The sequence below is a fragment of the Bradyrhizobium sp. USDA 4501 genome (assembly GCF_054062115.1).
In genome coordinates, this window is record NZ_JBSSEX010000001.1 from 2,724,597 (window position 1) to 2,749,056 (window position 24,460).

At 65.2% G+C, this 24,460-nt stretch carries 22 protein-coding genes, 1 other RNA gene and 1 pseudogene; 10 read left to right on the forward strand and 14 right to left on the reverse strand.

The features are described from left to right. Positions 1-163: 163 nt before the first annotated feature. The 8 genes and pseudogenes from ACVWZM_RS12315 to ACVWZM_RS12350 form a co-directional block, all read right to left on the reverse strand. A complete protein-coding gene (locus tag ACVWZM_RS12315; protein ID WP_057016209.1) occupies positions 164-631 on the reverse strand; it encodes a nuclear transport factor 2 family protein in 468 nt (155 codons plus the stop codon). A gap of 181 nt (positions 632-812) precedes the next feature. Then, positions 813-1,263: pseudogene (gene ybgC, locus ACVWZM_RS12320) on the reverse strand (tol-pal system-associated acyl-CoA thioesterase). A 100-nt stretch (positions 1,264-1,363) separates the two neighbouring features. Beyond that, complete coding sequence (locus ACVWZM_RS12325) at positions 1,364-1,981, reverse strand: hypothetical protein (protein ID WP_076825032.1); 618 nt, start codon at positions 1,979-1,981, stop codon at positions 1,364-1,366. Between the two features lie 189 nt (positions 1,982-2,170). Then, positions 2,171-3,088 carry a metallophosphoesterase gene (locus tag ACVWZM_RS12330; protein ID WP_141341961.1) on the reverse strand — a complete coding sequence of 306 codons (918 nt, stop codon included), beginning with the start codon at positions 3,086-3,088 and terminating at the stop codon, positions 2,171-2,173. 238 nt (positions 3,089-3,326) lie between these two features. Beyond that, entirely contained in the window at positions 3,327-4,376 is a 1,050-nt protein-coding gene (ruvB, locus tag ACVWZM_RS12335) for a Holliday junction branch migration DNA helicase RuvB (protein WP_253604533.1), read from the reverse strand. A 193-nt stretch (positions 4,377-4,569) separates the two neighbouring features. Then, positions 4,570-5,187, reverse strand: coding sequence for a Holliday junction branch migration protein RuvA (ruvA, locus tag ACVWZM_RS12340; protein WP_057016205.1), 618 nt, complete (start codon positions 5,185-5,187; stop codon positions 4,570-4,572). Next, positions 5,184-5,711, reverse strand: a complete 528-nt coding sequence (gene ruvC / locus ACVWZM_RS12345; RefSeq protein WP_028343970.1) for a crossover junction endodeoxyribonuclease RuvC — start codon at positions 5,709-5,711, stop codon at positions 5,184-5,186. Before ruvC ends, ruvA begins: the two co-directional genes overlap by 4 nt. A 216-nt stretch (positions 5,712-5,927) precedes the next feature. Continuing rightward, a complete protein-coding gene (locus tag ACVWZM_RS12350) occupies positions 5,928-6,674 on the reverse strand; it encodes a YebC/PmpR family DNA-binding transcriptional regulator (protein WP_028332817.1) in 747 nt (248 codons plus the stop codon). 212 nt (positions 6,675-6,886) lie between these two features. On the opposite strand from ACVWZM_RS12350, the gene ACVWZM_RS12355 reads away from it, so the two are divergent. Beyond that, positions 6,887-8,653: a methyl-accepting chemotaxis protein gene (locus ACVWZM_RS12355; protein WP_456853331.1), complete on the forward strand. Its 1,767-nt coding sequence runs from the start codon at positions 6,887-6,889 to the stop codon at positions 8,651-8,653. Positions 8,654-8,780: 127 nt separating this feature from the next. After that, positions 8,781-10,205, forward strand: coding sequence for a methyl-accepting chemotaxis protein (locus ACVWZM_RS12360; protein ID WP_456853333.1), 1,425 nt, complete (start codon positions 8,781-8,783; stop codon positions 10,203-10,205). A 94-nt stretch (positions 10,206-10,299) separates the two neighbouring features. Here ACVWZM_RS12360 and ACVWZM_RS12365 read toward each other — a convergent pair whose 3' ends face one another. From ACVWZM_RS12365 to ACVWZM_RS12385, 5 genes are all read right to left on the reverse strand, one after another. Beyond that, entirely contained in the window at positions 10,300-11,127 is an 828-nt protein-coding gene (locus ACVWZM_RS12365) for a TIGR00282 family metallophosphoesterase (protein ID WP_253624978.1), read from the reverse strand. Between the two features lie 2 nt (positions 11,128-11,129). After that, on the reverse strand, positions 11,130-11,708 hold the full coding sequence (locus tag ACVWZM_RS12370) for a 5-formyltetrahydrofolate cyclo-ligase (protein ID WP_456853335.1): 579 nt from the start codon (positions 11,706-11,708) through the stop codon (positions 11,130-11,132). 171 nt (positions 11,709-11,879) lie between these two features. Beyond that, positions 11,880-12,040: non-coding RNA, 6S RNA (gene ssrS / locus ACVWZM_RS12375), on the reverse strand. A gap of 265 nt (positions 12,041-12,305) precedes the next feature. Next, positions 12,306-12,689, reverse strand: coding sequence for a cell division protein ZapA (locus ACVWZM_RS12380; protein WP_028332812.1), 384 nt, complete (start codon positions 12,687-12,689; stop codon positions 12,306-12,308). Further along, on the reverse strand, positions 12,686-13,006 hold the full coding sequence (locus ACVWZM_RS12385) for a DUF4164 domain-containing protein (protein ID WP_018269681.1): 321 nt from the start codon (positions 13,004-13,006) through the stop codon (positions 12,686-12,688). Before ACVWZM_RS12385 ends, ACVWZM_RS12380 begins: the two co-directional genes overlap by 4 nt. Positions 13,007-13,339: 333 nt before the next feature. Between ACVWZM_RS12385 and tkt the strand changes: the two genes are divergently transcribed. The 8 genes from tkt (at position 13,340) to ACVWZM_RS12425 (ending at position 23,210) form a co-directional block, all read left to right on the forward strand. After that, positions 13,340-15,322, forward strand: coding sequence for a transketolase (gene tkt, locus ACVWZM_RS12390; protein ID WP_076825019.1), 1,983 nt, complete (start codon positions 13,340-13,342; stop codon positions 15,320-15,322). Between the two features lie 160 nt (positions 15,323-15,482). Continuing rightward, positions 15,483-16,490 carry a type I glyceraldehyde-3-phosphate dehydrogenase gene (gap, locus tag ACVWZM_RS12395; protein WP_253592869.1) on the forward strand — a complete coding sequence of 336 codons (1,008 nt, stop codon included), beginning with the start codon at positions 15,483-15,485 and terminating at the stop codon, positions 16,488-16,490. Positions 16,491-16,669: 179 nt separating this feature from the next. Next, a complete protein-coding gene (locus tag ACVWZM_RS12400) occupies positions 16,670-17,866 on the forward strand; it encodes a phosphoglycerate kinase (protein WP_141341967.1) in 1,197 nt (398 codons plus the stop codon). 131 nt (positions 17,867-17,997) lie between these two features. Then, positions 17,998-19,065 carry a class II fructose-bisphosphate aldolase gene (gene fba, locus ACVWZM_RS12405; protein ID WP_456853337.1) on the forward strand — a complete coding sequence of 356 codons (1,068 nt, stop codon included), beginning with the start codon at positions 17,998-18,000 and terminating at the stop codon, positions 19,063-19,065. 316 nt (positions 19,066-19,381) lie between these two features. Continuing rightward, positions 19,382-20,407 (forward strand): class I fructose-bisphosphate aldolase, encoded by a 1,026-nt coding sequence (locus ACVWZM_RS12410; RefSeq protein ID WP_076825042.1) that lies wholly within the window; start codon positions 19,382-19,384, stop codon positions 20,405-20,407. Then, a complete protein-coding gene (locus ACVWZM_RS12415; RefSeq protein ID WP_456853339.1) occupies positions 20,408-21,097 on the forward strand; it encodes a thiamine phosphate synthase in 690 nt (229 codons plus the stop codon). Positions 21,098-21,104: 7 nt separating this feature from the next. After that, the gene (locus tag ACVWZM_RS12420) at positions 21,105-22,187 is read left to right on the forward strand and encodes a tetratricopeptide repeat protein (RefSeq protein WP_456853341.1); all 1,083 of its coding nucleotides are present in this window, start codon (positions 21,105-21,107) and stop codon (positions 22,185-22,187) included. A gap of 228 nt (positions 22,188-22,415) precedes the next feature. Beyond that, positions 22,416-23,210: an inositol monophosphatase family protein gene (locus ACVWZM_RS12425; protein ID WP_253624981.1), complete on the forward strand. Its 795-nt coding sequence runs from the start codon at positions 22,416-22,418 to the stop codon at positions 23,208-23,210. Positions 23,211-23,224: 14 nt separating this feature from the next. Here the strand turns inward: ACVWZM_RS12425 and ACVWZM_RS12430 are convergent, their stop codons facing one another. Beyond that, complete coding sequence (locus tag ACVWZM_RS12430) at positions 23,225-24,361, reverse strand: AAA family ATPase (RefSeq protein ID WP_168859138.1); 1,137 nt, start codon at positions 24,359-24,361, stop codon at positions 23,225-23,227. Positions 24,362-24,460 lie beyond the last annotated feature (99 nt).

The window sequence follows — 24,460 nt, forward strand, 5'->3', positions numbered from 1 at the left end:
ATAAATCAGCCCTCTTCGAGACGCGCAAACGTTTTCGATGAGTCACCACAACGACCCGTAGCCCCGGATGGAGCGCAGCGCGATCCGGGATCGACCGCACAACAGGAGAGATCGTCCCGGATTTCGCTTCGCTCCATCCGGCTACAAGGCTACGGAGAGCCGATCAGAACGGCTCCTGCCCCAGGCCCGGCACGTCGGCCGGACGCGGACCCGGGGCGGGCCAATGGAAGCGGCGGTCCTTCTCCGAGATCGCGATGTCGTTGATCGAGGCCTCGCGGCGGCGCATCAGGCCGTGCTCGTCGAACTCCCACTGCTCGTTGCCGTAGGAGCGAAACCAGTTGCCGCCGGCATCGTGCCATTCGTACTGGAAGCGGACCGCGATGCGGTTGCCGTCGAACGCCCAGAGATCCTTGATCAGGCGATACTCCTGCTCCTTTTCCCATTTGCGGGTCAGGAAGGCCACGATCGCCTCGCGGCCCTGAAACACCTCGGAGCGGTTACGCCAGCGGCTGTCCTCGGTATAGGCGCCGGCAACCCGAACCGGGTCGCGCGAATTCCAGGCGTCCTCCGCCATGCGCGCTTTCTGCGCGGCGGTCTCGCGGGTGAAGGGTGGCAGCGGCGGGCGTGACATTGGCGATCCCTCGTTGTTTACAGCGCAATCTAGCGCTGCGTCCCAAAGAGTCGATGGGGCGTTTCCTATCGCCCGATAGTTGGAGCCTATTCCGTTCCGATTGTATCGGAACGGGGCTCCGGATTCGTGTTTTGACGCGTTTTCTTCACGCGAACCGGTACCCACTTCGCTCGAAAACGCTCTAAGCCAGATCGGCCTTCATCAGCGCGCGAATAGCCTTCGGGATCGGCTGCGCGCGGCCGCCGCTGATGAAAGGCGACGCGGACCTCGGCCTTCACAAGCACGTCATCGCCGCGCCGGACTTCCTGAGCGAGCATGATGGAGGCGCCCTTCACCGCGATCGGCCAGGTCACGACGTCGAGCACGTCGTCCATCCGCGCCGGCTTGAGGAAGTCGAGCGTCATCGAGCGCACGACAAAGGCGAAGCCGCCGGTCTCCTCCTGCGCTTCATCGAACAGCGCCTGCTGCTCGGCGCCCATCAGGCGGAGATGATTGGTGCGGCCGCGCTCCATGAAGCGCAGGTAATTGGCGTGATAGACGATGCCGGAAAAATCGGTGTCTTCGTAATAGACGCGGACCTGCATATGGTGGCGGCCGTCGCGGATCTGGCCGTCGAGAATGGGTGAGGTCATTTGCAGCCCCCGATTGCGCAAGACTTTGGTTCGTATTGCGCAAAATCGCCGGCCGACGCAAGCACGGTCGGGAAATCTTGGGATCGGCTGGCGATCTGGATCAGGCGACCTTCTGGAATACCTTGTTTCTGACGACCTCTTGGTACCGATGATCTGTTCTGACCAGGTCGTCAACGATCATCTTGACTTGAAAAGCGTCGATCTGCTCATCGGTATATTGATCGCCGATTGCCGGAATTTTCGTCGGATCGAGTGACGATCCCCTCAGACGCCATTCATAGTCGTCGAAATCCATGTAACCGCCAACCTTGAGCAGTTTGTCGCACAAGAAGTAGTTCAAAGCGTCGACTGCGACCGTGTGCGCGCCGTCGAGAAAGCAATAATCATAGATCGGAGCGCCCTCATACTGCCTGATCAGCTTCATGAGAGACCAGTTGTAGGAATCGTTGAACTTCTGAGTGTTGCCGAAATATGAGATCTTGTTGGGGTAGGCGCTGAGCTTTGTCTCCGCGCGCTGGACCGCATCGTTGAAATCGAAAAGATGCAGCTCACACTCGGGAAACAGCTGGCAGACGTTTCTTGCGGTATCCGCCATGTAGATTCCAAATTCGGCGTAACGGAACGGCTGCTCCCGGCCGAAAACGGTTTTCATGAACTCGTAGGTGCCTGTCGTCCCCTGAACGCCGACGACGAGCTTCTTGGGATACCAATCCTGCATTTTGCGCAATCCCTCCCGCTACCTTAGGGTGAAGGGTACCGCCCACAGAAATATGCGGCAACTTACCATCCTTCATCGCGGCCATGTCGAAAGGCGCCACTCCGGAACCGGAACGGATACAGCAGTTACTTTCGACGGAACCGCCGTCGGCCCGCATCCGATGCGCAGCTCTCGCCCACGCAAGCGCGCTCAGGACACCACTGGCCCCTTTGCGCCGAGCGTGACCTGCACGATCTCGGGCGGCACGCCGAGGCGGAACGGCATGATGCTGCAGCCGAGGCCGCCGGAGACGACGACGTCGCATTTCAGCTTGATATGGCCATACGCGAGCCGCATGCCGTGCTTCACCGGTACAGCCGGCGACCAGCCGAGCAGCCGGACCTGTCCGCCATGGGTGTGGCCGGACAGCTGCAACGCGACGCGCGAGGGCACCCGGAGCGCGACGTCGGGCTCATGCGCGAGCAGGATCACCGGCGCGTCGTCTGTGACCTTGGCAAGCGTCGCGTTGAGATCGTCGACGCCGATGCGCGTGACCTGGCGATAGGGCCGCGCCGCCATGAAGGCGAGCTGGTCGCCGAGACCGGCGAGCCAGAACGGACGGCCGTCCTTGGCGAGCCGCACCGCGTCGTTCTCGTAGACCGGAATCCCCGCCCCTTCCAGCGCGCGGCGCGAGAGCGGGATGCCGCGCCCCAGGCGCTGTACCGCCTTGTCTTCCCAGTAGTCGTGGTTGCCGAGCACGGCGTGTACGCCGAGCGGCGCCTTCAGGCCCTTCAGCACCGCGGCCCAGTCGGAGGCCGGAATGAAGCGGGTGACGTGGCGCAGCCCGGCGACATAGTCGCCGAGCAGCACGATGATGTCGGGGTTCAGACCGTTCGTCCGCTCGACGATCTCAGCGATGCGATCGAGCGACATCCAGGGATCGCAGGCGTGGATGTCGGCGAGCGCGGCGATCTTGAGCGGAAAATCCGCCGGCCATTGCCGCGGCGACAGATCGTAGCGCGTGAGCGCGAGGCGGACGACCGGCTCGCTCAAGCCATAGGCCGCGGTCGAAGCGGTGGCGGCGGTCAATCCGCCGAACCCGCGCAGAAAATGACGACGTGAAATCATGGACGTCTGATCGGTGATGCCTGGCGCTTGTCGAAAACACTCTGGGCTATCATAGGCCCTTTGATTGGAGCGAAATTGGGCCGTGCTTGTGCAGACGGCCTGCAGAGATGCCGCAATGGTTAGCAGGCAAGGTTACCGGCGGCGCGACGCGCCGCATCAACACGTCTCTTCACGTCTTCGAGAGCGGAGGGCTTTTGTTCGAGCATGAAAACCGCTTCGCGCTCTTCCGGATCATGCGTCAATCCTCGTCGCCATTGCCGCCGAACAGGCCGAACTGCGAGGGGTCGCGGTTCGGCTCGGCGAGGCCGAGATGGCGGAAGGCATGCGAGGTCAGGAGCCGGCCACGCGGAGTACGCTGCAGATAGCCGCACTGGATCAGATAGGGCTCGATGATGTCCTCGATCGCATCGCGCGGCTCCGACAGCGCCGCCGCCATGGTCTCGACGCCGACCGGCCCGCCGCCATAGTTCAACGCGATGGTGGTGAGATAGCGCCGGTCCATCGCGTCTAACCCGACGCTGTCCACCTCGAGCGCGCTCAACGCCCGGTCAGCGATGCCGCGGTCGACGGAATCGGCATCGGCGGCGGAGGCAAAGTCGCGCACCCGGCGCAGCAGGCGGCCGGCGATGCGCGGCGTGCCGCGGGCGCGGCGCGCGATCTCATTTGCGCCATCAGGACTCATGCCGATATTGAGCACGCGGGCACCGCGGGTGACGATCTTCTCGAGCTCTTCCTCGGTGTAGAAATTGAGCCGGATCGGAATGCCGAAGCGGTCGCGCAACGGATTGGTGAGCAGGCCTGCGCGCGTCGTCGCGCCGACCAGCGTGAACTTCGACAATTCGATCTTGACCGAGCGCGCCGCCGGACCCTCGCCGATGATCAGGTCGAGCTGGAAATCCTCCATCGCGGGATAGAGCACTTCCTCGACCGCCGGGCTGAGGCGATGGATCTCGTCGATGAACAGCACGTCGCGTTCTTCGAGATTGGTCAGCAGCGCCGCGAGATCGCCGGCCTTCGCAATGACAGGGCCGGAGGTGGCACGAAAGCCAACGCCGAGCTCACGCGCGACGATCTGCGCCAGCGTGGTCTTGCCGAGGCCGGGGGGACCGACGAACAGCACGTGATCGAGCGCCTCGCCGCGTTTCTTCGCAGCCTCGATGAAGATCGAGAGATTCTTGCGCGCCTGGGCCTGACCGACGAACTCCGTCAGCGACTGCGGCCGCAGCGCGGTGTCACCGACATCGTCGGAGCGGCGTTCAGGCGAGACCATGCGCGAGGGCGTATTCATGATGCGAGACTAACACGAGATTGTTCTCCATCTCCCCGCTCTTGCGGGGAGAGGGTTGGGGTGAGGGGCTCCTTCCGCGAGCGCAATGTGTGTCGAGACCTGTACCCCCTCACCCGGATCGCATCTGCGATGCGATCCGACCTCTCCCCGCAAGCGGGGCGAGGTGAAGAACAGAGGCGCTCCAATCCACTGATCACTTCGACAGTTCCTTCAACCCCAGCCGGATCAGCTGCGCGGTCTCGGCCTTCTCACCGGCGCTGCGCGAGGCGGCGGCGATGGCGGCGGCGGCCTGCGGCTGGCCGTAGCCGAGATTGACCAGCGCCGAGATCGCGTCGGTGACAGGACGCGGCGCGCGGTTGTTGTCGATCGCGCCTGACAGTTGCACCACCGCGGGATCGACATCGGCAAAGCCTGGCGCCTTGTCCTTCAATTCGCTGACGATGCGCTCGGCGACCTTCGGCCCGACTCCCGGCGTCCGCGCCACCGCCGCCTTGTCGCGCAGCGCGATGGCGTTGGCGAGATCGGTCGGCGGCAGCGTGCCGAGCACCGCGAGCGCGACCTTGGCGCCGACCCCCTGCACGGTCTGCAGCAGGCGAAACCATTCGCGCTCATGATCGGTGCGAAATCCGAACAGTTTGATCTGATCCTCGCGGACATAGGTCTCGATCGAGAGCACGGCGGCGCCGCCTGGCGACGGCAACGCCTGCAACGTGCGGCCCGCGCAGTGCACCTGATAGCCGACGCCGCCGACGTCGAGGATCACGTAATCCTCGCCATAGGAATCGATCAGGCCCTTCAGCTTGCCGATCATAGGCTCGCCACCCTGAGCCGCAGCGCGGTGCTCTGGCGGTGATGGGCGTGGGTGATCGCGACCGCGAGCGCGTCCGCGGCGTCGGCGGACGGCGGCTCGGCTTTCGGCAGCAGGATCTTCAGCATCACCTGGATCTGGTTCTTCTCGGCATGTCCGGCGCCGACCACGGTCTTCTTGACCTGGTTCGGCGCGTATTCGGCGACCGAGATACCGAACATTGCGGGCGCCAGCATGGCGACGCCGCGCGCCTGGCCGAGCTTCAGGGTGGCAACGCCGTCCTTGTTGACGAAGGTCTGCTCGACCGCCGCCTCCGCAGGCTTGTAATCGCCGAGCACGGCGGCCAGCCCCTCATGGATTGCAAGCAGCCGGCTCGCCAGCGGCAGATCGTCCGGCGGCTCGACCGAACCGCAGGCGATATAGACGAGACGATTGCCTTCGGTCTCGATCACCCCCCAGCCGGTGCGGCGGAGACCCGGATCGATACCGATGATGCGGACGGGAGAGCGAATCGGCTGGGATGTCATGGGCTAGTGATACCGCCTGCGCCGGGAGAACGAAACACAAACGGAGCCTCATCCCCTGCCGCGGTCGTCGTACTCGACCCACTTGTCATCCCCGCCTAGTGCGCAATTGCGCACGGGAGCGGGGGATCCAGTACGCCGCGGCTTCTCGGATCAAATGCATGTCTCTGGAATGCTGGGTCGCCCGGTCCAGCCGGGCGACGACAGCAGTGCAAGCGACTAGCCGCCCATCTTCGCGATCAGCGCGTCGGACACCTCGAAATTGGCGAACACGTTCTGCACGTCGTCATGCTCGTTGAGCAGGTCCATCAGCTTCAGCAGCTTTTCGCCGGTCTCGTCGTCGACCGAAACGGTGTTCTGCGGCTTCCAGGTCAGCGCCGCCTTGCGCGGCTCGCCGAACTTCGCTTCCAGCGCTTTTGCGACTTCGCGGAAAGTGTCCTGCGAGGCGTAGACCTCGTGGCCGCCTTCGCTGGAGACCACGTCGTCGGCGCCGGCCTCGATCGCGGCGTCCAGCATGGCGTCGTCGGAGGCGACCTTGGCGTCGTATTCGATGATGCCGGTGCGGTCGAACATGAAGGCGACCGAGCCGGTTTCGCCGAGATTGCCGCCCGACTTGGTGAAGAAGGAGCGGATATCGGAAGCGGCGCGGTTGCGGTTGTCGGTCAGCGCCTCGACGATGACGGCGACGCCGCCGGGGCCATAGCCCTCGTAGCGGATCTCGTCATAGTTCTCGCCCTCATTGCCCGCGGCCTTCTTGATGGCACGGTCGATATTGTCCTTGGGCATGTTCTCGGCGCGGGCCGCGACCACGGCGGCGCGCAGCCGCGGATTCATCGCCGGGTCCGGGGTGCCGAGCTTGGCCGCCACGGTGATTTCGCGGGCCAGCTTGCCGAAAAGCTTCGACTTCTGGGCATCCTGCCGGCCCTTGCGGTGCATGATGTTCTTGAATTGGGAATGGCCGGCCATGCGACGTCTCTTCGGAGCTTAGGGTCTGAACAGGGATGGAAAACGCGGCCTTATAGGCCCCTCACGGTCAAAATCAAAGGATCGCCGGGGCCGTCCGGCGGAGGAATACTACCGCAAGCCGGAATATGAGGCACTTGTTAACCATGACTTCATGCCCGGATGCGAGGATCGCCCCGTCCCGCCGCAACTTTCCACAGCCCCAAAGAGCCCACATGGCGTTCGGTTTGTTTCGAAAGCAAGTGCCGGAGCCGGCTGCGCCGGCCGTCGCGCCGCAGGTTCCAACCGCGGCCGCAGCCCCTGAGGTCTCGACCGAGACTGATTCGGCCAAGGATTCCTCCAAGGAGATCCTGGAATTGCTGGAACTCGAGCTTGGCGCGATGATCCGCCAGCTCGAACGCGCCGCGAGCTCGGTCGCCGACGGCGCCGAGGCAACGGCTGCCAAGCTCGCCACGATCCGCGCCCGCACCGATGCGCTGACCGGCCGCAGCAGCGATGCGCAAAGCACCGCGACGACGTTCTCGCAAGCCGCCGACCGCTTCACCCATTCCGCCGAGGGCATCGGGGCGCAGGTGCGCAGCGCGAGCCAGCTCGCCGACGACGCCGCGGCCGCGGCGCGCGAGGCCACCGCCAATGTCGATCGCCTGCGCGAATCCTCGGCCGCGATCGGCAACGTCGTCAATCTGATCGCACAGATCGCGCGGCAGACCACGCTGCTCGCGCTGAACTCGACGATCGAGGCGGCGCGCGCCGGTGCCGCCGGCAAGGGCTTTGCGGTGGTCGCAACCGAGGTCAAGGCGCTGGCGGTGCAGACCCAGAGCGCGACCGAGGAGATCACCCGCAAGATCGAGGCGTTGCAGAAGGACGCCACCGGATCGGCCGACGCGGTGCACCGCATCTCCCAGGCGATCGAAAAGATCCGCCCGGTGTTTGAGAACGTCAACGGCGCGGTTGCCGAGCAGAATGAAATCACCGGCGAGATGGGCCAGAACGCCGCCTCCGCCTCGCACTTCATCGTCTCGGTCGGCACCAGCGCCGGCGAGATCGACAGTGCAACGCGCGAAGCCGCCGCGCATGGCGACAATGTCGCCAGGGCCGGCAAGGCGGTGACCGCCTTCGCCCAGAAGCTGAAAGCGCGCTGCGCGGTGCTGCTGCGCCAGGACGAGCGCGGCGATCCGCGCAAGAACGAGCGCCTGCCCTGCAGCCTCAAGATCGAGATCACGACCGCGCGCGGCATCATCACCGCGCCGGTCTACGAGATCGCGATGGACGGCATCCTGATCGGCGGACCCGATGCCGGGAAGCTGCCGGCGCAGGAGACCCTGAACGCGACCTTGCAGGAGATCGGCGCCTGCCGGATCCGGATCGGCGAGCGCTCCAAGGCAGGCAGCCAGGCCCGCTTCGAGGCGGCAACCGCCGAGCTGCGCGAAAAAATCGAAGACCGGATGTGGGCGATCCACGAGGAGAACGCCGAGCTCGTCACCCGCGCGATCGAAGCCGGCAGCGCGCTGGGCAAGATGTTCGAGAACGGGCTGGCGAGCGGCGCGATTACGATCGCCGACATGTTCGACACCGACTATGTCGAGATTGCAGGCACCAACCCGGTGCAGTACCGCACCAAAATGCTGGACTGGGCTGAGCGCACCCTGCCGGCGTTCCAGGACGCATTCCTCGCCAGGGACAAGCGGATGGCATTCTGCGTGATGATCGACCAGAACGGCTATCTGCCGGTCCACAACAAGCTCTACTCGCAGCCGCAGCGGCCGGGCGACGTGGCTTACAACACCGCCAACAGCCGCAACCGCCGCATCTTCAACGACGCCGCGGGCCTCGCCGCCGGCCGCAACCAGCGCGCCTATCTGATCCAGACCTATGCGCGCGACATGGGAGGCGGCAACACGGTGATGATGCGCGAGATCGACGTACCGATCCGCGTGCGCGGCCGGCACTGGGGCGGGTTCCGCACCGCCTACAAGCTTTGAACGCTTCGTAGCGACAAAAGGCCCGAGTGCGCGCTCAGGCAAGACCGGCAGCGCGAATCACGCTTTAGGGTTGGAATGGGGAATGCTGCGGCGGCCGACGGGCCGCTGTAACGGAGGAAGCGTCGACATGTCGGCCGCGCAGCTTGCAGTTCTGGATACGTCATCGGACCGAACGCTGGCCGAGCGGCTGGTGGACCAGCTCGCCGACCGCATCGGCGGCCTGGGGGTGGAACTCGCCGACATCGCCGGCAACGTCCAGGAGGTCGCGAACCGCGTCAGCAGCCAGTCCGAGCGCTTCCATCATTTGCAGACGACGGCCGAGACGATGGTCGCCGCCAATCACGACATCGCCAACGCATCGCAGGCGGTGCAAACGACCGCATCCGCCGCGGTCGGCCAGATCGCGGAGTCGCGCCATGCGGTCGAGACGGCGGTCAGCCATATCGCGGAGCTCGTCGCGGCGGTCGGACGGATCGAGGCGCGGCTCGCCGCGGTCGGCTCCGCGCTGAGCCAGGTCGCCAAGGTTTCCGGTTCGATCGAGGCAATCGCCAAGCAGACCAATCTGCTGGCGCTCAACGCCACCATCGAGGCGGCGCGCGCCGGCAATGCCGGCCGCGGCTTTGCCGTGGTCGCGAGCGAGGTCAAGAACCTTGCGGAAGCAACCCGCCAGGCGACGCATCAGATTTCCGACACCGTGCGCGATCTCGACGGCCAGATCGGCAGCCTGATCGGCGAGAGCAGCGATGCCTCGTTGCGCGCCAAAAGCGCCGGCGAAGGCGCCCAGCAGATTTCGGGCATCATCATGCGCGTGCAGGAAGGCTTCTCATCCGTCGGCGCCGAGATCGGCAGCGTGGCGCGCGCCGCGACATCCAATCTCGGCCATTGCGACAGCGTGATCGCGGAGCTGAACGAGCTGGCGAAGGGCGTCGATCTCTCCTCGCGCGACCTCAAGCACGCCGACAGCCGCGTCGCGAAACTGCTCGAGCTCTCCGAGAGCCTGATCGTGACCATCGCCGACAGCGGCGTGCAGACCAGCGACACGCCGCTGATCCGCGTCGTGATCGACACCGCAAGGCAGATCTCGGAGCTGTTCGAGAATGCCGTGGCGCGCGGCGAGGTCACGCTCGCGCAATTGATGGACGAGAATTATCGCGAGATCGCCGGCACCAATCCGAAGCAGTACCTGACCGACTACGTCGCCTTCACCGACCGCGTGCTGCCCGCGATCCAGGATCCGATCCAGAAGAGCGATCCGCGCATCGTGTTCTGCGTCGCCTGGGCGCGCAGCGGCTATCTGCCGACCCACAATCCGAACTACCGGCAGCCACAGGGGCCGGACCCGGTCTGGAACAACGCCAATTGCCGCAACCGCCGCCTGTTCAACGACCGCGCGGTGAGCAAGGTCGCAGCCAACAAAAAACCGTTCCTGCTGCAGACCTATCGCCGCGACATGGGCGGCGGCAATTTCGTGCTGATGAAGGACCTGTCATCGCCGATCGTCGTGAACGGCCGCCACTGGGGCGCATTCCGGATGGGTTTTCGGCAGTCGTAGTTCGTAGCCCGGATGCAGCGAAGCGCAATCCGGATCAATGCGACCGCGGAGAGATTCCCGGATTTCGTTTCGCTGCATCCGGGCTACGGCAACCTCACTTCACCCAAAACCCCGGCACCGCAGGCTCGAGCCGCCCGCCGGCGCGCACCGGCGCGACCTTCACCGCGAGCCCGGTCGCATCGTCGGTCTCGACCGCGATGCCGCTCAGTGTTGCCACGCCGCCCGCCGGCTCGAAACGGCCGGAGGGAATGCCGGTGAGGAAGCGCTGCAGCGGCTCCTCCTTCTGCATGCCGATCACCGAGTCATAGTCGCCGGTCATGCCGGCATCGCTCATATAGGCGGTGCCGCCCGGCAGCACCTGATGATCGGCGGTCGGCACGTGGGTATGGGTACCGACCACGAGGCTGACGCGGCCGTCGCAGAAGAAGCCGACGCCCTGCTTCTCGCTGGTCGCCTCGGCATGGAAATCGAGCACGATGGCATCACAGCCCTCGCGCAGCGGGCAGGCCTCGAGCTCGCGCTCGATGGCGCTGAACGGATCGTTCGAGGACGGCTCCATGAAGACGCGGCCGATCGCGTTGAGGACCAGCGCGCGCTTGCCGCTCTTGGTATCGACCAGCGTGGCGCCGCGGCCGGGCGAATGGCGCGGAAAATTCAGCGGGCGGATCAGGCGCGGCGCGCGCTCGATGAAGACCAGCGCCTCCTTCTGATTCCAGGCGTGGTTGCCGAGCGTGATCGCATCGGCGCCGGCGTCGAGCAGCTCCTGATAGATCGCCTCGGTGATGCCGAAGCCGCCGGCGGAATTCTCGCCATTGACGACCACGAGATCGAGCGACCAGTCCCTGATCATGCCGGGAAGGTGGTCGGCGATGGCGGTGCGGCCGGTCCTGCCGACGACGTCACCAACGAAGAGAATTCGCAAGGCTAGCTACTCCGGAAATCGAACGTCTTGCGCTCCGTTAGCACAAAATCAAGCGGGACGTCGTGCGACAGCGCCGGAATCGCCTTGGTTTCCTGTGCAGCAAAGGCAAGTCCGACCCCGATCACATGCTTGGCCTTGCGCAGATGCGCGAAGGTATAGTCGTAATAACCGGCGCCGTAGCCGATGCGGTGACCGAGCTTGTCGAATGCCGCGAGCGGCACCAGCATCACGTCCGGATGCACCTCGGCGGCGGCCGGCGACGGCTCGGGAATGCCGAGCGGCCCAAGCATCAGCCGGTCCTGCGGCGACCAGCTGCGGAAGGTCAGCGACTGGCCGCGCGCATTGATGCAGGGCAGCGCGAGCCGCGCGCCCCTGTCGGCAAGCTTCTTCATCAACGGCGCCGGATCGAGCTCGCTGCGGATCGGCGCATAGCCCGAGACGATCATGCCCAGCGCGATCTCGAACGGCGCGCCGCGCTTGGCGAGCGCTTCGGCAGCCGTCGCGCGCTGCTCGTCGCTCAGCGCATCGCGCTTGGCGAGAGCAAGTGCCCGGAGCTCGGCCTTCGATGGAGATGCGTGCATGATCCATCTTCCGCTGTCGTCGTCCGCGACAACGGACGATCCATCATCCCAGAGACGCTAGCTTTCGTTAAGGCCAGGCCGCGGCGCGCTGGACGCCCCGTATCGCGGGGCACAACACTGCTAGACAATTCAACCGCCGCAGCGCGACGACAAGGCAACAGCAAAAATCAGTGCGAAGCCGCAGAGGCCGTTGGAGCGCTCGATCCCGGAGTTCCCTACGAAAGTAGGTGGGCACCATATGTCCGGGTCCACGGACCCGGCCAGGGACAGTTCCCTAAAGGATCGATAAGGCCCCGGGGATATATGGCTCCTGACGCACGACGCAGCTTCGCGGGGGCTAATCTAGCCATCGTTGCCCCAATCCGCCAGCGGTAAGGAAGACGCAGCCGAGACTCATGCACTTCTCTCCACCCTCCCCTGGAGGGGGAGGGTCGGTACGCATGAAGCGTAGCGGAATGCGAACCGGGGTGGGGTGATCTCTCAACGCGGGCGCTACACGTGTGGAAAGACCGTCACCCCACCTCGCCGCTCATTTCATGAGCGTCGATCCTCCCCCTCCAGGGGAGGATAAGATCACCCGATGCCGGAAAATATAGATCACCCGATCGCGATGCCGCCGCCGATGGTGCGGTTGAGCACCTGCGTGGTGCGCTCGATCCGCTCCGCGGCGGCGTTGAGCGCGTTGGAGACCGCGGTCTGGGTCGCGCGGGCGCGGTCGATGGCGGCAACGCGCGCGTTGCGCAGCTGCTCGACCTCTTCCTCGAGGCTGCGGATGCGTGCGCTGGCGTCAACCAGTTCGTCGCAGGCGGTGAGCGCCGCCATCACCGTCAGCCGCGCATCGCCGATTTCGCCGAACTTGCCGCGCAGCGATTCCACGCGCTGCTGGAGATTTTCCGCGAGCTTCAGGAGCCGCACCTCCTGGCCCTCCTCGCAGGCCATCCGGTATTGCCGGCCATTGATGGTGACGTTGATGTGGCTCATCTGCTGTCTCCGCCGTCGAGCACGGCGCGAATGCTGCCGATTGCCGCGTCGAGTTTTTCCGCGATCTCGCGATTGGCGCGCTCGAGCTTGCGCGTCTTCACCAGCGATCCGTCGAGTTCGTCGGCAAGCCTGGAGCGATCGGCGCCGAGCGCCTGGATGCGGCTCGCCAATTCGTTCTCGTCGCGGTCGGCCTCGCGGCGCCGCTCCACCGAGCTCTCCAGCGCATCAAGCGCAGCCATCAGCCGCTTTGTCGCAGCATCGATATCGGCAAGCGGTGCCTCGGTATTGCCAGACCCGTTGGCGAGACGATCACTCATGACACGCGGCGTGGACCTTTCAAGTCGGTTGGCTTGGTAGCCTGCGGAAGACAGGCCTGCCGCACGGCAAAACAGGCGGTTCGGCAAGCGTTTACGGGACGAAATTTACGTGGCAAGCGAGCCCAGCGCAACGGCGGCGGAGAACTATGCACCGTTGAATGAAATAGGCGATTTCGGGCAACTTTTCCCCGTTTTGAGGCGTTCCATCGCCTTGGACTTGCGGAATTGAGGTGCTAATGCACCCCCCAACCCGTAAGGCCATCCACGCGCGTATCGCGGCTGCCCGCCCGATGCGTCCAGCATCAGCTCCTCATTTTAGGCGGACTTTTCATCATGACGCAGGTCGATCACACCCGTATGGCCAATGCGATCCGTGGCCTTGCCATGGACGCCGTCGAAAAGGCGAATTCCGGCCATCCCGGCCTGCCGATGGGCGCCGCCGACATCGCGACCGTCCTGTTCACAAAATTCCTGAAATTCGATGCGGCCGACACGGCGTGGCCCGATCGCGACCGCTTCGTGCTCTCGGCCGGCCATGGCTCGATGCTGCTCTATTCGTTGCTGTACCTCACCGGCAACAAGGACATGACGCTCGACCAGCTCAAGCATTTCCGCCAGCTCGGATCGCTGACGCCGGGACACCCCGAGAACTTCCACACCAAGGGTATCGAGACCACCACCGGTCCGCTCGGCCAGGGCATCGCGACCGCGGTCGGCATGGCGCTCGCCGAGAAGATGCTGGCCGCCGAGTTCGGCAAGAAGATCGTCAACCACCACACCTATGTGCTCGCCTCCGACGGCGACCTGATGGAGGGCATCTCGCAGGAAGCGATCGCGCTCGCCGGTGTCTGGCGGCTCAACAAGATGATCGTGCTGTACGACGACAACGGCATCTCGATCGACGGCCCGACCTCGATCTCCGATTCCGTCGATCAGGTGAAGCGCTTCAAGTCCGCAGGTTGGGCCGCCGAATTGATCGACGGCCACGATCCGCAGGCGATTGCCGCTGCAATCACCCGCGCGCAGAAATCCAACAAGCCCTCGATGATCGCCTGCAAGACCACGATCGGGTACGGCGCGCCGCACAAGGCCGGCACCGCCAAGGCGCATGGCGAAGCGCTCGGCGCCGACGAGCTCAAGGCGGCCAAGGAGAAGCTCGGCATCTCGCTCGAGCCGTTCTCGGTGCCCGACGATGTGCTGAAGGCCTGGCGCGAGGCAGGCGCCCGCGGCGCCGCCGAGCACAAGGCTTGGGACGAGCAGTTCGCGCAGCTCGGCAGCCGCAAGCGCGCCGAGTTCGAACGCCGCATTCGCCACGAGCGGCCGCAGTCGCTCGCCAAGGGGCTGCGCGCCTTCAAGAAGGGACTCCTGGAAAATCCGCTCAACGTCGCGACCCGCAAATCGTCGGAAGCCGCGATCGAGGTGATTGCGGCTGCGATGCCGATGGAATTCGTCGCCGGCTCCGCCGACCTCACCGGCTCCAACAACAACAAGGCGAAGTCGGCGACGGCGTTCGGCGCCAAGACGCCGAAGGGTCGCTTCATCCATTACGGCGTCCGCGAGCACGGCATGGCGGCGTGCCTCAACGGCATCTTCCTGCATGGCGGCTTCGCGCCGAACGGCGCCACCTTCCTGGTATTCACCGACTACGCGCGCGGCGCGATGCGGCTGTCGGCGCTGATGGGCACCGGCGTCGTCTATGTCATGACCCATGACTCGATCGGCCTCGGCGAGGACGGCCCGACGCACCAGCCGGTCGAGCATCTCTCCGCGCTCCGCGCGATGCCCAACATGCGCGTGTTCCGTCCCTGTGACGCGGTCGAGACCGCCGAGTGCTGGGAACTGGCGCTCAACCGCGTCGACGGACCGACGGTGCTGGCGCTGACTCGCCAGAACCTGCCGCAGCTCCGCACCACGGCGCCGAACGACAACCCGTGCAGCCACGGCGCCTATGAGCTGGTCGCGGCGCAGGGTGACGCAAAAGTGTCATTGTTCGCGTCGGGTTCCGAGGTCCAGATCGCGGTCGAGGCGCAGAAGCAGCTCGCCGGACGCGGCATCGCGACGCGGGTGGTCTCGGTCCCGTCGCTGGAATTGCTGCTGGCACAGCCCGCCGAACGGCAAAATGCCATTATCGGCAACGCCCCAGTCAAGATCGCGATCGAGGCCGCGGTGCGCTGGGGCTGGGATGCCGTGATCGGCCATGACGGCGAATTCATCGGCATGCACGGATTCGGCGCCAGCGCCCCGGCGAAGGACCTTTTCCCGCATTTCGGCATTACTGCTGAAGCCGTCGTTAACGCTGCCACGAAGCGCGTCTGACGCTGGCCTGACACCTGTCGGCCAAGGTTGAGCTTGTCGCAAAAAAGGATTACCTAAGCTCCATCTTTTCCGTACGCGCCCGGCCGAACCGGGCGTTCCGCCGTAAAAACCTCGTGGGAGCGCTCCCGCGGGGCTGACAACAGCATTAGAGGAGACGAGCATGGCAATCCGCGTCGCGATCAACGGGTTTGGGCGTATCGGCCGCAACATTCTGCGCGCCATCGCCGAGTCCGGCCGCAAGGACATCGAGGTGGTCGGCATCAACGACCTCGGCCCGGTCGAGACCAACGCACACCTGCTGCGCTTCGATTCCGTGCACGGCCGCTTCCCCGGCACCGTCACGGTCGACGGCGACACGATCAGCCTCGGCGACAACAAGATCAAGGTTTCGGCCGAGCGCGATCCCTCCAAGCTGCCGTGGAAGGCGCTCGGCGTCGACGTCGCGCTGGAATGCACCGGCATCTTCACCGCGAAGGACAAGGCCTCCGCGCACCTCACAGCCGGCGCCAAGCGCGTGCTGGTCTCGGCGCCCGCCGACGGTGCTGACGCCACCATCGTCTACGGCGTCAACCACGACACGCTGACCAAGGATCACCTGGTGATCTCGAACGGCTCCTGCACCACCAACTGCCTCGCGCCGGTCGCCAAGGTCCTGAACGACACCGTCGGCATCGAGACCGGCTTCATGACCACGATCCATGCCTATACCGGCGACCAGCCGACGCTCGACACCCTGCACAAGGATCTCTATCGCGGCCGCGCTGCGGCGATGTCGATGATCCCGACCTCGACCGGTGCCGCGAAGGCGATCGGCCTCGTGCTGCCGGAGCTGAAGGGCAAGCTCGACGGCGTCTCGGTCCGCGTTCCGACCCCGAACGTTTCCGTGATCGACCTCAAGATCGTCGCCAAGCGCGCAACCGACGCCAAGGAGATCAACGAGGCGATGAAGCGTGCGTCCGAGCAGCAGCTCAAGGGCATCCTCGGCTACACCAACGCGCCGAACGTCTCGATCGACTTCAACCACGATCCGCACTCGTCGACCTTCCACATGGACCAGACCAAGGTGCAGAACGGCAACTTCGTGCGCGTGATGTCTTGGTACGACAATGAGTGGGGCTTCTCGAACCGTATGGCGGACACCGCCGTCGCGATCGGCAAGCTGGTTTAAGTTCGACTGTTCGCGATGCCCGGCTCACCGCCGGGCATCTGCGTGTTTGCCGCTCCGTCATTCCGGGATGGTCCGCAGGACCAGACCCGGAATCTCGAGATTCCCCGATGCGCAATTGCGCATCTGAGGTTCGATGCTCCGCATCGCCCCGGAATGACCCCAGGAGTTCGACACCCCCCATGACAAAATCGTTCCGCACCCTCGACGACGTCAACGTGAAGGGCAAGCGCGTGCTGCTGCGCGTCGACCTCAACGTCCCCATGGAAAATGGCCGCGTCACCGACGCCACCCGGCTCGAGCGCGTGGCCCCCACCATCACCGAAATATCCGACAAGGGCGGCAAGGTGATCCTGCTGGCCCATTTCGGCCGCCCCAAGGGACGCGATCCCAAGGAATCGCTGAAGCCGGTCGCGGAAGCGCTGTCGAAAGTGATCAAGCGCCCGGTGGCCTTCGCCGAGGACTGCATCGGCGAGCCCGCGGCCGCCGCTGTCGGGGCCCTCAAGGACGGCGACATCCTCTGCCTGGAAAACACGCGTTTCCATAAGGAGGAAGAGAAGAACGACGCCGGCTTCGTTGCAGAGCTCGCCAAGCTCGGCGACATCTGGGTCAACGACGCCTTCTCCGCCGCGCATCGCGCCCACGCCTCGACCGAAGGCCTCGGCCACAAGCTGCCGGCCTATGCCGGCCGCACCATGCAGGCCGAGCTCGATGCGCTCGGCAAGGCGCTGGAAGCGCCGACCAAGCCGGTGATCGCGATCATCGGCGGCGCCAAGGTCTCGACCAAGATCGACCTCCTGGAAAATCTCGTGAGCAAGGTCGACGCGCTGGTGATCGGCGGCGGCATGGCCAACACCTTCCTGCACGCGCAGGGCGTCGCCGTCGGCAAGTCGCTCGCCGAAAAGGATCTTGCCCCGACCGCGCTGCGGATCATGGAGAAGGCCAACGCGGCCAACTGCGCCATCATCCTCCCCGTCGACGCTGTCGTCGCCAACCAGTTTGCCGCCAACGCGCCGTCCCATGCCTATGGCCTCGATGCGATCCCGGCCGACGGCATGATCCTCGACGTCGGTCCGCAATCGATCGCGCGCATCCATGCCGCGATTGACGACGCGGCGACGCTGGTCTGGAACGGCCCGCTCGGCGCCTTCGAGCTGACGCCGTTCGACCGCGGCACCGTGGTATCGGCCAAACATGCCGCCGAACGCACCAAGGCCAGGAAGCTGATCTCGGTCGCCGGCGGCGGCGACACCGTCGCGGCGCTGAACCAGGCGGGCGTGGGCGGCGATTTTTCCTACGTCTCGACCGCGGGCGGCGCGTTTCTTGAATGGATGGAAGGCAAGCCGCTGCCGGGCGTCGAAGTTCTGAAAAACCGTTGATCCAGAGCATGATCCGGAAAAGTGTGAAGCGGGTTTCCGAAGAGATCATGCTCAAACAAAGAGCAAAAGCGCGATGAAAATGAGCTCATCGCGCTTCACATCCGCGAACTTGCACTACAGGGAGAAATGGAATGGCTCGCATAACGTTGCGGCAACTGCTCGACCACGCGGCCGAGCATGATTACGGCGTACCTGCCTTCAACATCAACAACATGGAACAGGCGCTGTCGATCATGGCGGCAGCCTCCGAGGTCGACGCGCCCGTCATCATCCAGGCTTCGCGCGGCGCGCGGTCCTACGCCAACGACGTCATGCTCAAGCACATGATGGACGCCGTCACCGAGATCTACCCGCAGATCCCGATCTGCGTGCATCTCGACCACGGCAACGAGCCCGCCACCTGCATGACCGCGATCCAGGCCGGCTTCACCTCGGTCATGATGGACGGCTCGCTGAAGGCCGACGGCAAGACCCCCGGCGACTGGGACTACAATGTCGGCGTCACCAAGACCGTGACCGGCATGGCCCATCTCGGCGGCATCTCGGTGGAAGGCGAGCTCGGCGTGCTCGGCTCGCTCGAGACCGGCATGGGCGACAAGGAAGACGGCCATGGCGCCGAGGGCAAGCTGTCGCACGACCAGCTGCTGACCAACCCGGACGAGGCCGTGAAGTTCGTCAAGGAAACCAAGGTTGACGCGCTGGCGATCGCGATGGGCACCTCGCACGGCGCCTACAAGTTCACCCGCAAGCCCGACGGCAACATCCTCGCCATGAACGTGATCGAGGAAATCCATCGCAAGCTGCCGAACACGCATCTGGTGATGCACGGCTCCTCGTCGGTGCCGCAGGAGCTGCAGGAGATCATCAACGCCAATGGCGGCAAGATGAAGCCGACCTGGGGCGTGCCAGTCGCCGAGATCCAGCGCGGCATCAAGAACGGCGTGCGCAAGATCAACATCGACACCGACAACCGGATGGCGATGACCGGCCAGATCCGCAAGGTGCTGAAGGACAATCCGGAAGAGTTCGATCCGCGTAAATACCTCAAGCCCGCAATGGAGGCGATGACCAAGCTGTGCAAGCAGCGCCTGCAGGAGTTCAACACCGCGGGCCAGGCCAGCAAGATCAAGAAGGTGCTGACCACCGCGGAAATGGCCAAGCGCTACGCCGCGGGCCAGCTCGACCCCAAGGTCGCCTGACGTATCTCTCCCTCTCCCCGCCCTTCGCGGGGAGAGGGTTGGGGTGAGGGGCTGCTTCCACGAGCCGCGAATGCGGCTAGACCTGTACCCCCTCACCCGAATTGCATCTAGCGATGCAACATAGCCGAAGCTCGACTTCGGCGTTCTTTGCCGACGGCCGCCGAAGGTGGCCTGTGCCTCTCCCCGCAAGCGGGGCGAGGTGAACAGAACAAGCCAAATCTACGCGCGATCTCAGCCGCGACGAACGTTTTCTAGGCATTTGCCCGAGAACCGCCTATTTTGGTTTGCAAAGGCAATGGCTCTGGAGGACGCCCCGATGAACCTCTCCGACCTCAACAAAATCGCGCTTGCCATGGTCACCCCGGGCAAGGGCATTCTCGCCGCCGACGAATCCTCCGGCACCATCAAGAAGCGGTTCGACGCCATCAAGGTCGATTCGACCGAGGACAATCGCCGTGACTATCGCGAGATGCTGTTCCGCTCGCAGGAGGCGATGAGCAAGTACATCTCCGGCGTCATCCTTTACGACGAGACGATCTGGCAGAATGCCAAGGACGGCACGCCGCTGGTCAAGCTGATCGAGCAGGCCGGCGCGATCCCCGGCATCAAGGTCGACGAGGGCACGCAGGCGCTGCCGAACTGCCCAGGCGAACTCGTCACCGTCGGCCTCGACAAGCTCGCCGAGCGGCTGAAGAAATATTACGAGCGCGGTGCGCGCTTTGCGAAGTGGCGCGCCGTGATCGATATCGGACCGCGAATCCCGACCCAGACCGCGATCCGTGCCAACGCCCATGCGCTGGCGCGCTACGCCGCGCTGTGCCAGGCCGCGCAGATCGTCCCGATCGTCGAGCCGGAGGTGCTGATGGACGGCGATCATGACATCGACCGCTGCTACGAGGTGACGCAGCGCGTGCTGAACCGCACCTTCCAGGAATTGCGGGTGCAGCGCGTCGCGCTCGAAGGCATGATCCTGAAGCCGAACATGGCGATCTCGGGCAAGAAGTGCCCGAAGCAAGCGCCGGTGCAGGAAGTCGCCGAGAAGACCATCCGCCTGCTCAAGAGCTGCGTGCCGGCCGCGGTGCCCGGCATCGCCTTCCTCTCCGGCGGCCAGAGCGACGAGGAAGCGACCGCGCATCTCGACGCCATGAACAAGATCGGCAATTTGCCCTGGCGGCTGACCTTCTCCTATGGCCGCGCGCTGCAGGCGGCGCCGCAGAAGGCGTGGTCCGGCAAGCCCGACAACGTCCCCGCGGGTCAGCGCGCCTTCTCGCATCGCGCCCGGATGAACGGGCTCGCGAGCACCGGCAATTGGGAAGCCGGCCTCGAGAAACAGGCGGCATAGTTGGCGACCAAGCCCGTTCCGCCGCGGCCGGCGCCGCGCCTCTATCTGGCAACGCCGGCGGTCGATGAGCCCGCTCAGCTTGCGGCCGAGCTCACCGAGCTGCTTGCCGCGGCCGATGTCGCGGCCGTGCTGGTGCGGCTGCGCGAGAGCGATCCGCGCAGCATGATCTCCACCATCAAGGCGCTGGCGCCTGCGATCCAGCACGCCGGCGCGGCGCTGCTGATCGACGGCCATCCCGATATCGTGGCCCGCGCCGGCGCCGACGGCGCGCATCTGACCGGCGTCGCCGCGATGGAAGAGGCGGTGCCGTCGCTGAAACCCGACCGCATTGTCGGCGTCGGCGGGCTCGCGACCCGCCACGATTCCATGGCCGCGGGCGAAGCTGGTGCCGACTATGTGCTGTTCGGCGAGCCCGACGCCAACGGACAGCGGCCCTCGCGCGAGGCCATCGCCGAGCGGCTGGAGTGGTGGGACGAATTGTTCGAGCCGCCCTGCATCGGCTTTGCAACCTCGCGCGAGGAAGCCGAGACGTTCGCGGCGGCCGGCGCGGATTTCGTGCTGGTCGGAAACTTCATCTGGTCCGATCCGCGCGGCGCCAAGGCGGCGCTTGTCGAGATCGGAGAGGCGATTGCGCGGGCGCATGCCGGCACATTCGGCAAGGCCAAGGCCGACGGAAAGGCCGAGGGATGACGCCGGAATGAAATGCCTGCGTCCGATAGCTGTTGCGCTCGGCTGCACGATGCTGGCGAGCGGCGCGATGGCGCAACTCTCGATCACGCCGCCGGCACAGACGCCGCCTGCGAAGAAGGAGGCTGCGAAGCCGAAGGTGCATTCGCCGGTCGCGAAGAAGCCGGCGCCCAAGCCCGCCGCCTCAGCGACGCCGAAGCCTGCCGCATCTCCGACGCCCTCGCCGACCCCGACCCAGGCCGTCGACGATCCCAATGTCGACCTCGTCTACGGCGCCTATCAGCGCGGCATGTACAAGACCGCGTTCGATCTCGCGACCGCGCGCGCGCAGAACAACAACGATGCCAAGGCCATGACGATGCTGGGCGAGCTCTATGCCAATGGGCTCGGCGTCAAGCGCGACTACGTCAAGGCCGACGAGTGGTACAAGCGCGCCTCCGATGCCGGCGACCGCGAGGCGATGTTCGCGCTCGCCATGATGAAGATCGCCGGCCGCGGCGGCGCCGTGGACAAGGATGCCGCGGTCAAGCTGCTGGCGTCGTCGGCCAAGCTCGGCGAGCCGAAGGCGGCCTATAATCTCGCGCTGCTCTATCTCGACGGCCAGACCCTGCCGCAGGACCTCCGCCGCTCCGCCGAGCTGTTGCGCATGGCCGCCGACGCCGGCAGCCCCGAGGCGCAATACGCGCTCGCGACCTTCTACAAGGAAGGCACCGGCGTGCCGAAGGACCTCGAGAAGGCGGCGCGGCTGCTGCAGGCCGCCTCGCTGGCCGACAATGTCGATGCCGAGGTCGAATATGCCATCGCCCTCTACAACGGCTCGGGCACGCCGCGGAACGTGCCGGCGGCGGTGGCGCTGCTGCGCAAGGCGGCCCGGCAGAACAGCGCGATCGCGCAAAACCGCCTCGCCCATGTGCTGGCGACCGGCGCCGGCGCCCCGGTGGACAAGGTCGAGGCGCTGAAATGGCACACGGTCGCCAAGACCGCCGGCAAGGGCGACCCCGATCTCGACGACATCCTCGCCGATATGAGCCCGGAAGACCGCGCCAAGGCCGAGGCAGCCGCGCGAAAATGGATCGGAAACAACGTCAAATGACGCCTTGACGGCGCCACTTCCAGAGGGCACCCAGTCCAAAACCCAGGGCGCCACAGGCCGTTTCCCGTCATCCTGAGGTGCGAGCGGAGCGAGCCTCGAAGGATGCACGGCCCCGGACCGGGCCGTCGATGCTTCGAGACGCGCGTTCCGCGCTCCTCAGGATGACGGGCAGGGTCTTGCTACGCTGCCCGATCGATTTCCAACGCTCGAAAGCCACCAGCTTCCATCATGCTCTATTCCGCTCTCATCAATGTCATGGTCAAGGCCGCGCGCCGCGCCGGCCGCAGCCTCAAGCGCGACCTCGGCGAGATCGAACATCTCCAGGTGTCGCTGAAGGGGCCGGCAAACTTCGTCTCGCTCGCCGACAAGCGCGCCGAGGAGATGCTCTACACCGACCTCGAGAAGGCCCGGCCCGGCTACGGGTTCGTCGGCGAGGAAGGCGGCAAGCGCGAAGGCTCTGACAAGAGCCACACCTGGATCGTCGATCCCCTGGACGGCACCACCAACTTCCTGCACGGCATCCCGCAATTCGCGATCTCGATCGGGCTGAAGCGCGAGGACACCGTGATCGCCGGCGTGATCTACAATCCCGCCAATGACGAGCTCTACATCGCCGAGCGCGGCAAGGGCGCCTTCCTCAACGACCAGCGGCTGCGCGTCGCCGGCCGCCGCCAGCTCAACGAATGCGTGGTCGCCTGCGGCCTGCCGCATATCGGCCGCGGCAGTCACCAGCTGGCGCTGCAGGAGATGGCCGCGCTGCAGACCAAGGTCGCGGGCTTCCGCCGCTTCGGCGCCGCCTCGCTCGACCTCGCCTTTGTCGCTGCCGGCCGGCTCGACGGCTATTGGGAGCGCAATCTGCAGGCCTGGGACGTCGCGGCCGGCCTGCTGATGGTCCGCGAAGCCGGCGGCACCGTCTCCGGCATCCAGGGCAATGACGACCCGCTGCAGACCGGCCACATCGTCTGCGGCAACGAGTTCGTGCACGGCGAGCTGATCAAGATCCTGAAGCCGCTCGGGCAGTAACGCGACGGCGCGATTTAATCGTCGTCATCCTCATCATCGTCGTCCTGCCCGTCACGAAATTCACCGCCCGCGGTCAGGCCCTCGATGGTGGTGGCGCCCTTCGTCTTGATCACCCGGCGCAGCGGCACCGCGCTCTCGCTGCGCAGCGCTTCCATCAGAGGCTCCGAATGGGTGACGATCCAGATGTCGGCACGGCGCGATGCCTTGGCGATCAGCCGCGCCAATGGCGCCAGCAGCGATGGATGCAGGCTGGTCTCGGGCTCGTTCAGCGCGATGAACGGCGGCAGCCGATAGCCCATGAACACGGCGAGCAGGCAGATATATTTCAGCGTGCCGTCGGATAGTTCGTGCGCCTTGAATGGCCGCGGCATGTCCTCCAGTTGCAACTGGAATTCACATAGCCCATTTTTTTCCCAAGCCCGCAGTTCGGCGCCCGGAAATGCGTCCTCGATCGCATCCTGCAGATCGCCGGCATCCTGCCTGATCGTGAACAGGGTTGCCAACACGGCAGCCAGATCGTGGCCATCGGCGCTCAGCGAAGGTGTCGTGATCGCGAGACACGGCTTTCGTATCGGCGACGCCGGATCGGTCCGGAAGTCGTGATAGAATCGCCAACTCAGCATTGCATTTCGGATCAGGTCGATCTCGGGACTTCCCTTACCATCCGAAAATCCGGCCAGTGCGGTTTCCGACGGCAGCACCGCATCCTTGTGCTGGCTCCAGGTGCCGTTCTCATCGCGGACACTGACGAGTGAGTTGGTGCGCTCCAACATCAGTATTGTCTTCTTGCCGTGGGTCGCCTCGATCGTTTCGGACTTGATCATCGGCTCACCGGGAAATGCCGCCACGACCGGGCTCGGGAATCCGAGCTCGATGGAATATCTGACGTGGTCGAGCCTCACGGCCAACCGCAGCCTTGCATCCTCGCCGCGCTTGCGCAGGCCCGACCAGTAGACCGAGTTCAGCCCGCCCTCGTCCGCGATCGTGCGGGTGATCCGGCCGGTGGCCGCGTCGCGCAGCAGCGACAGCGACTTGTAGAGGTTGGATTTGCCGACGCCGTTCTCGCCGACGAAGACGGACAGCGGCTGGATGGGCATGAAGAGCCGCCGGATCGAGCGATAATTCGAGATCGCAATATCGCTCGGCCGCATCGCATGCCCTCAATCCCCGGGTTGGCCCAAACGCTTCCCGTTCAATCCAGAGCTGCAATCTGGATTGGTCAGCTTGCGAAAGCAAGATGCTGATCTGAG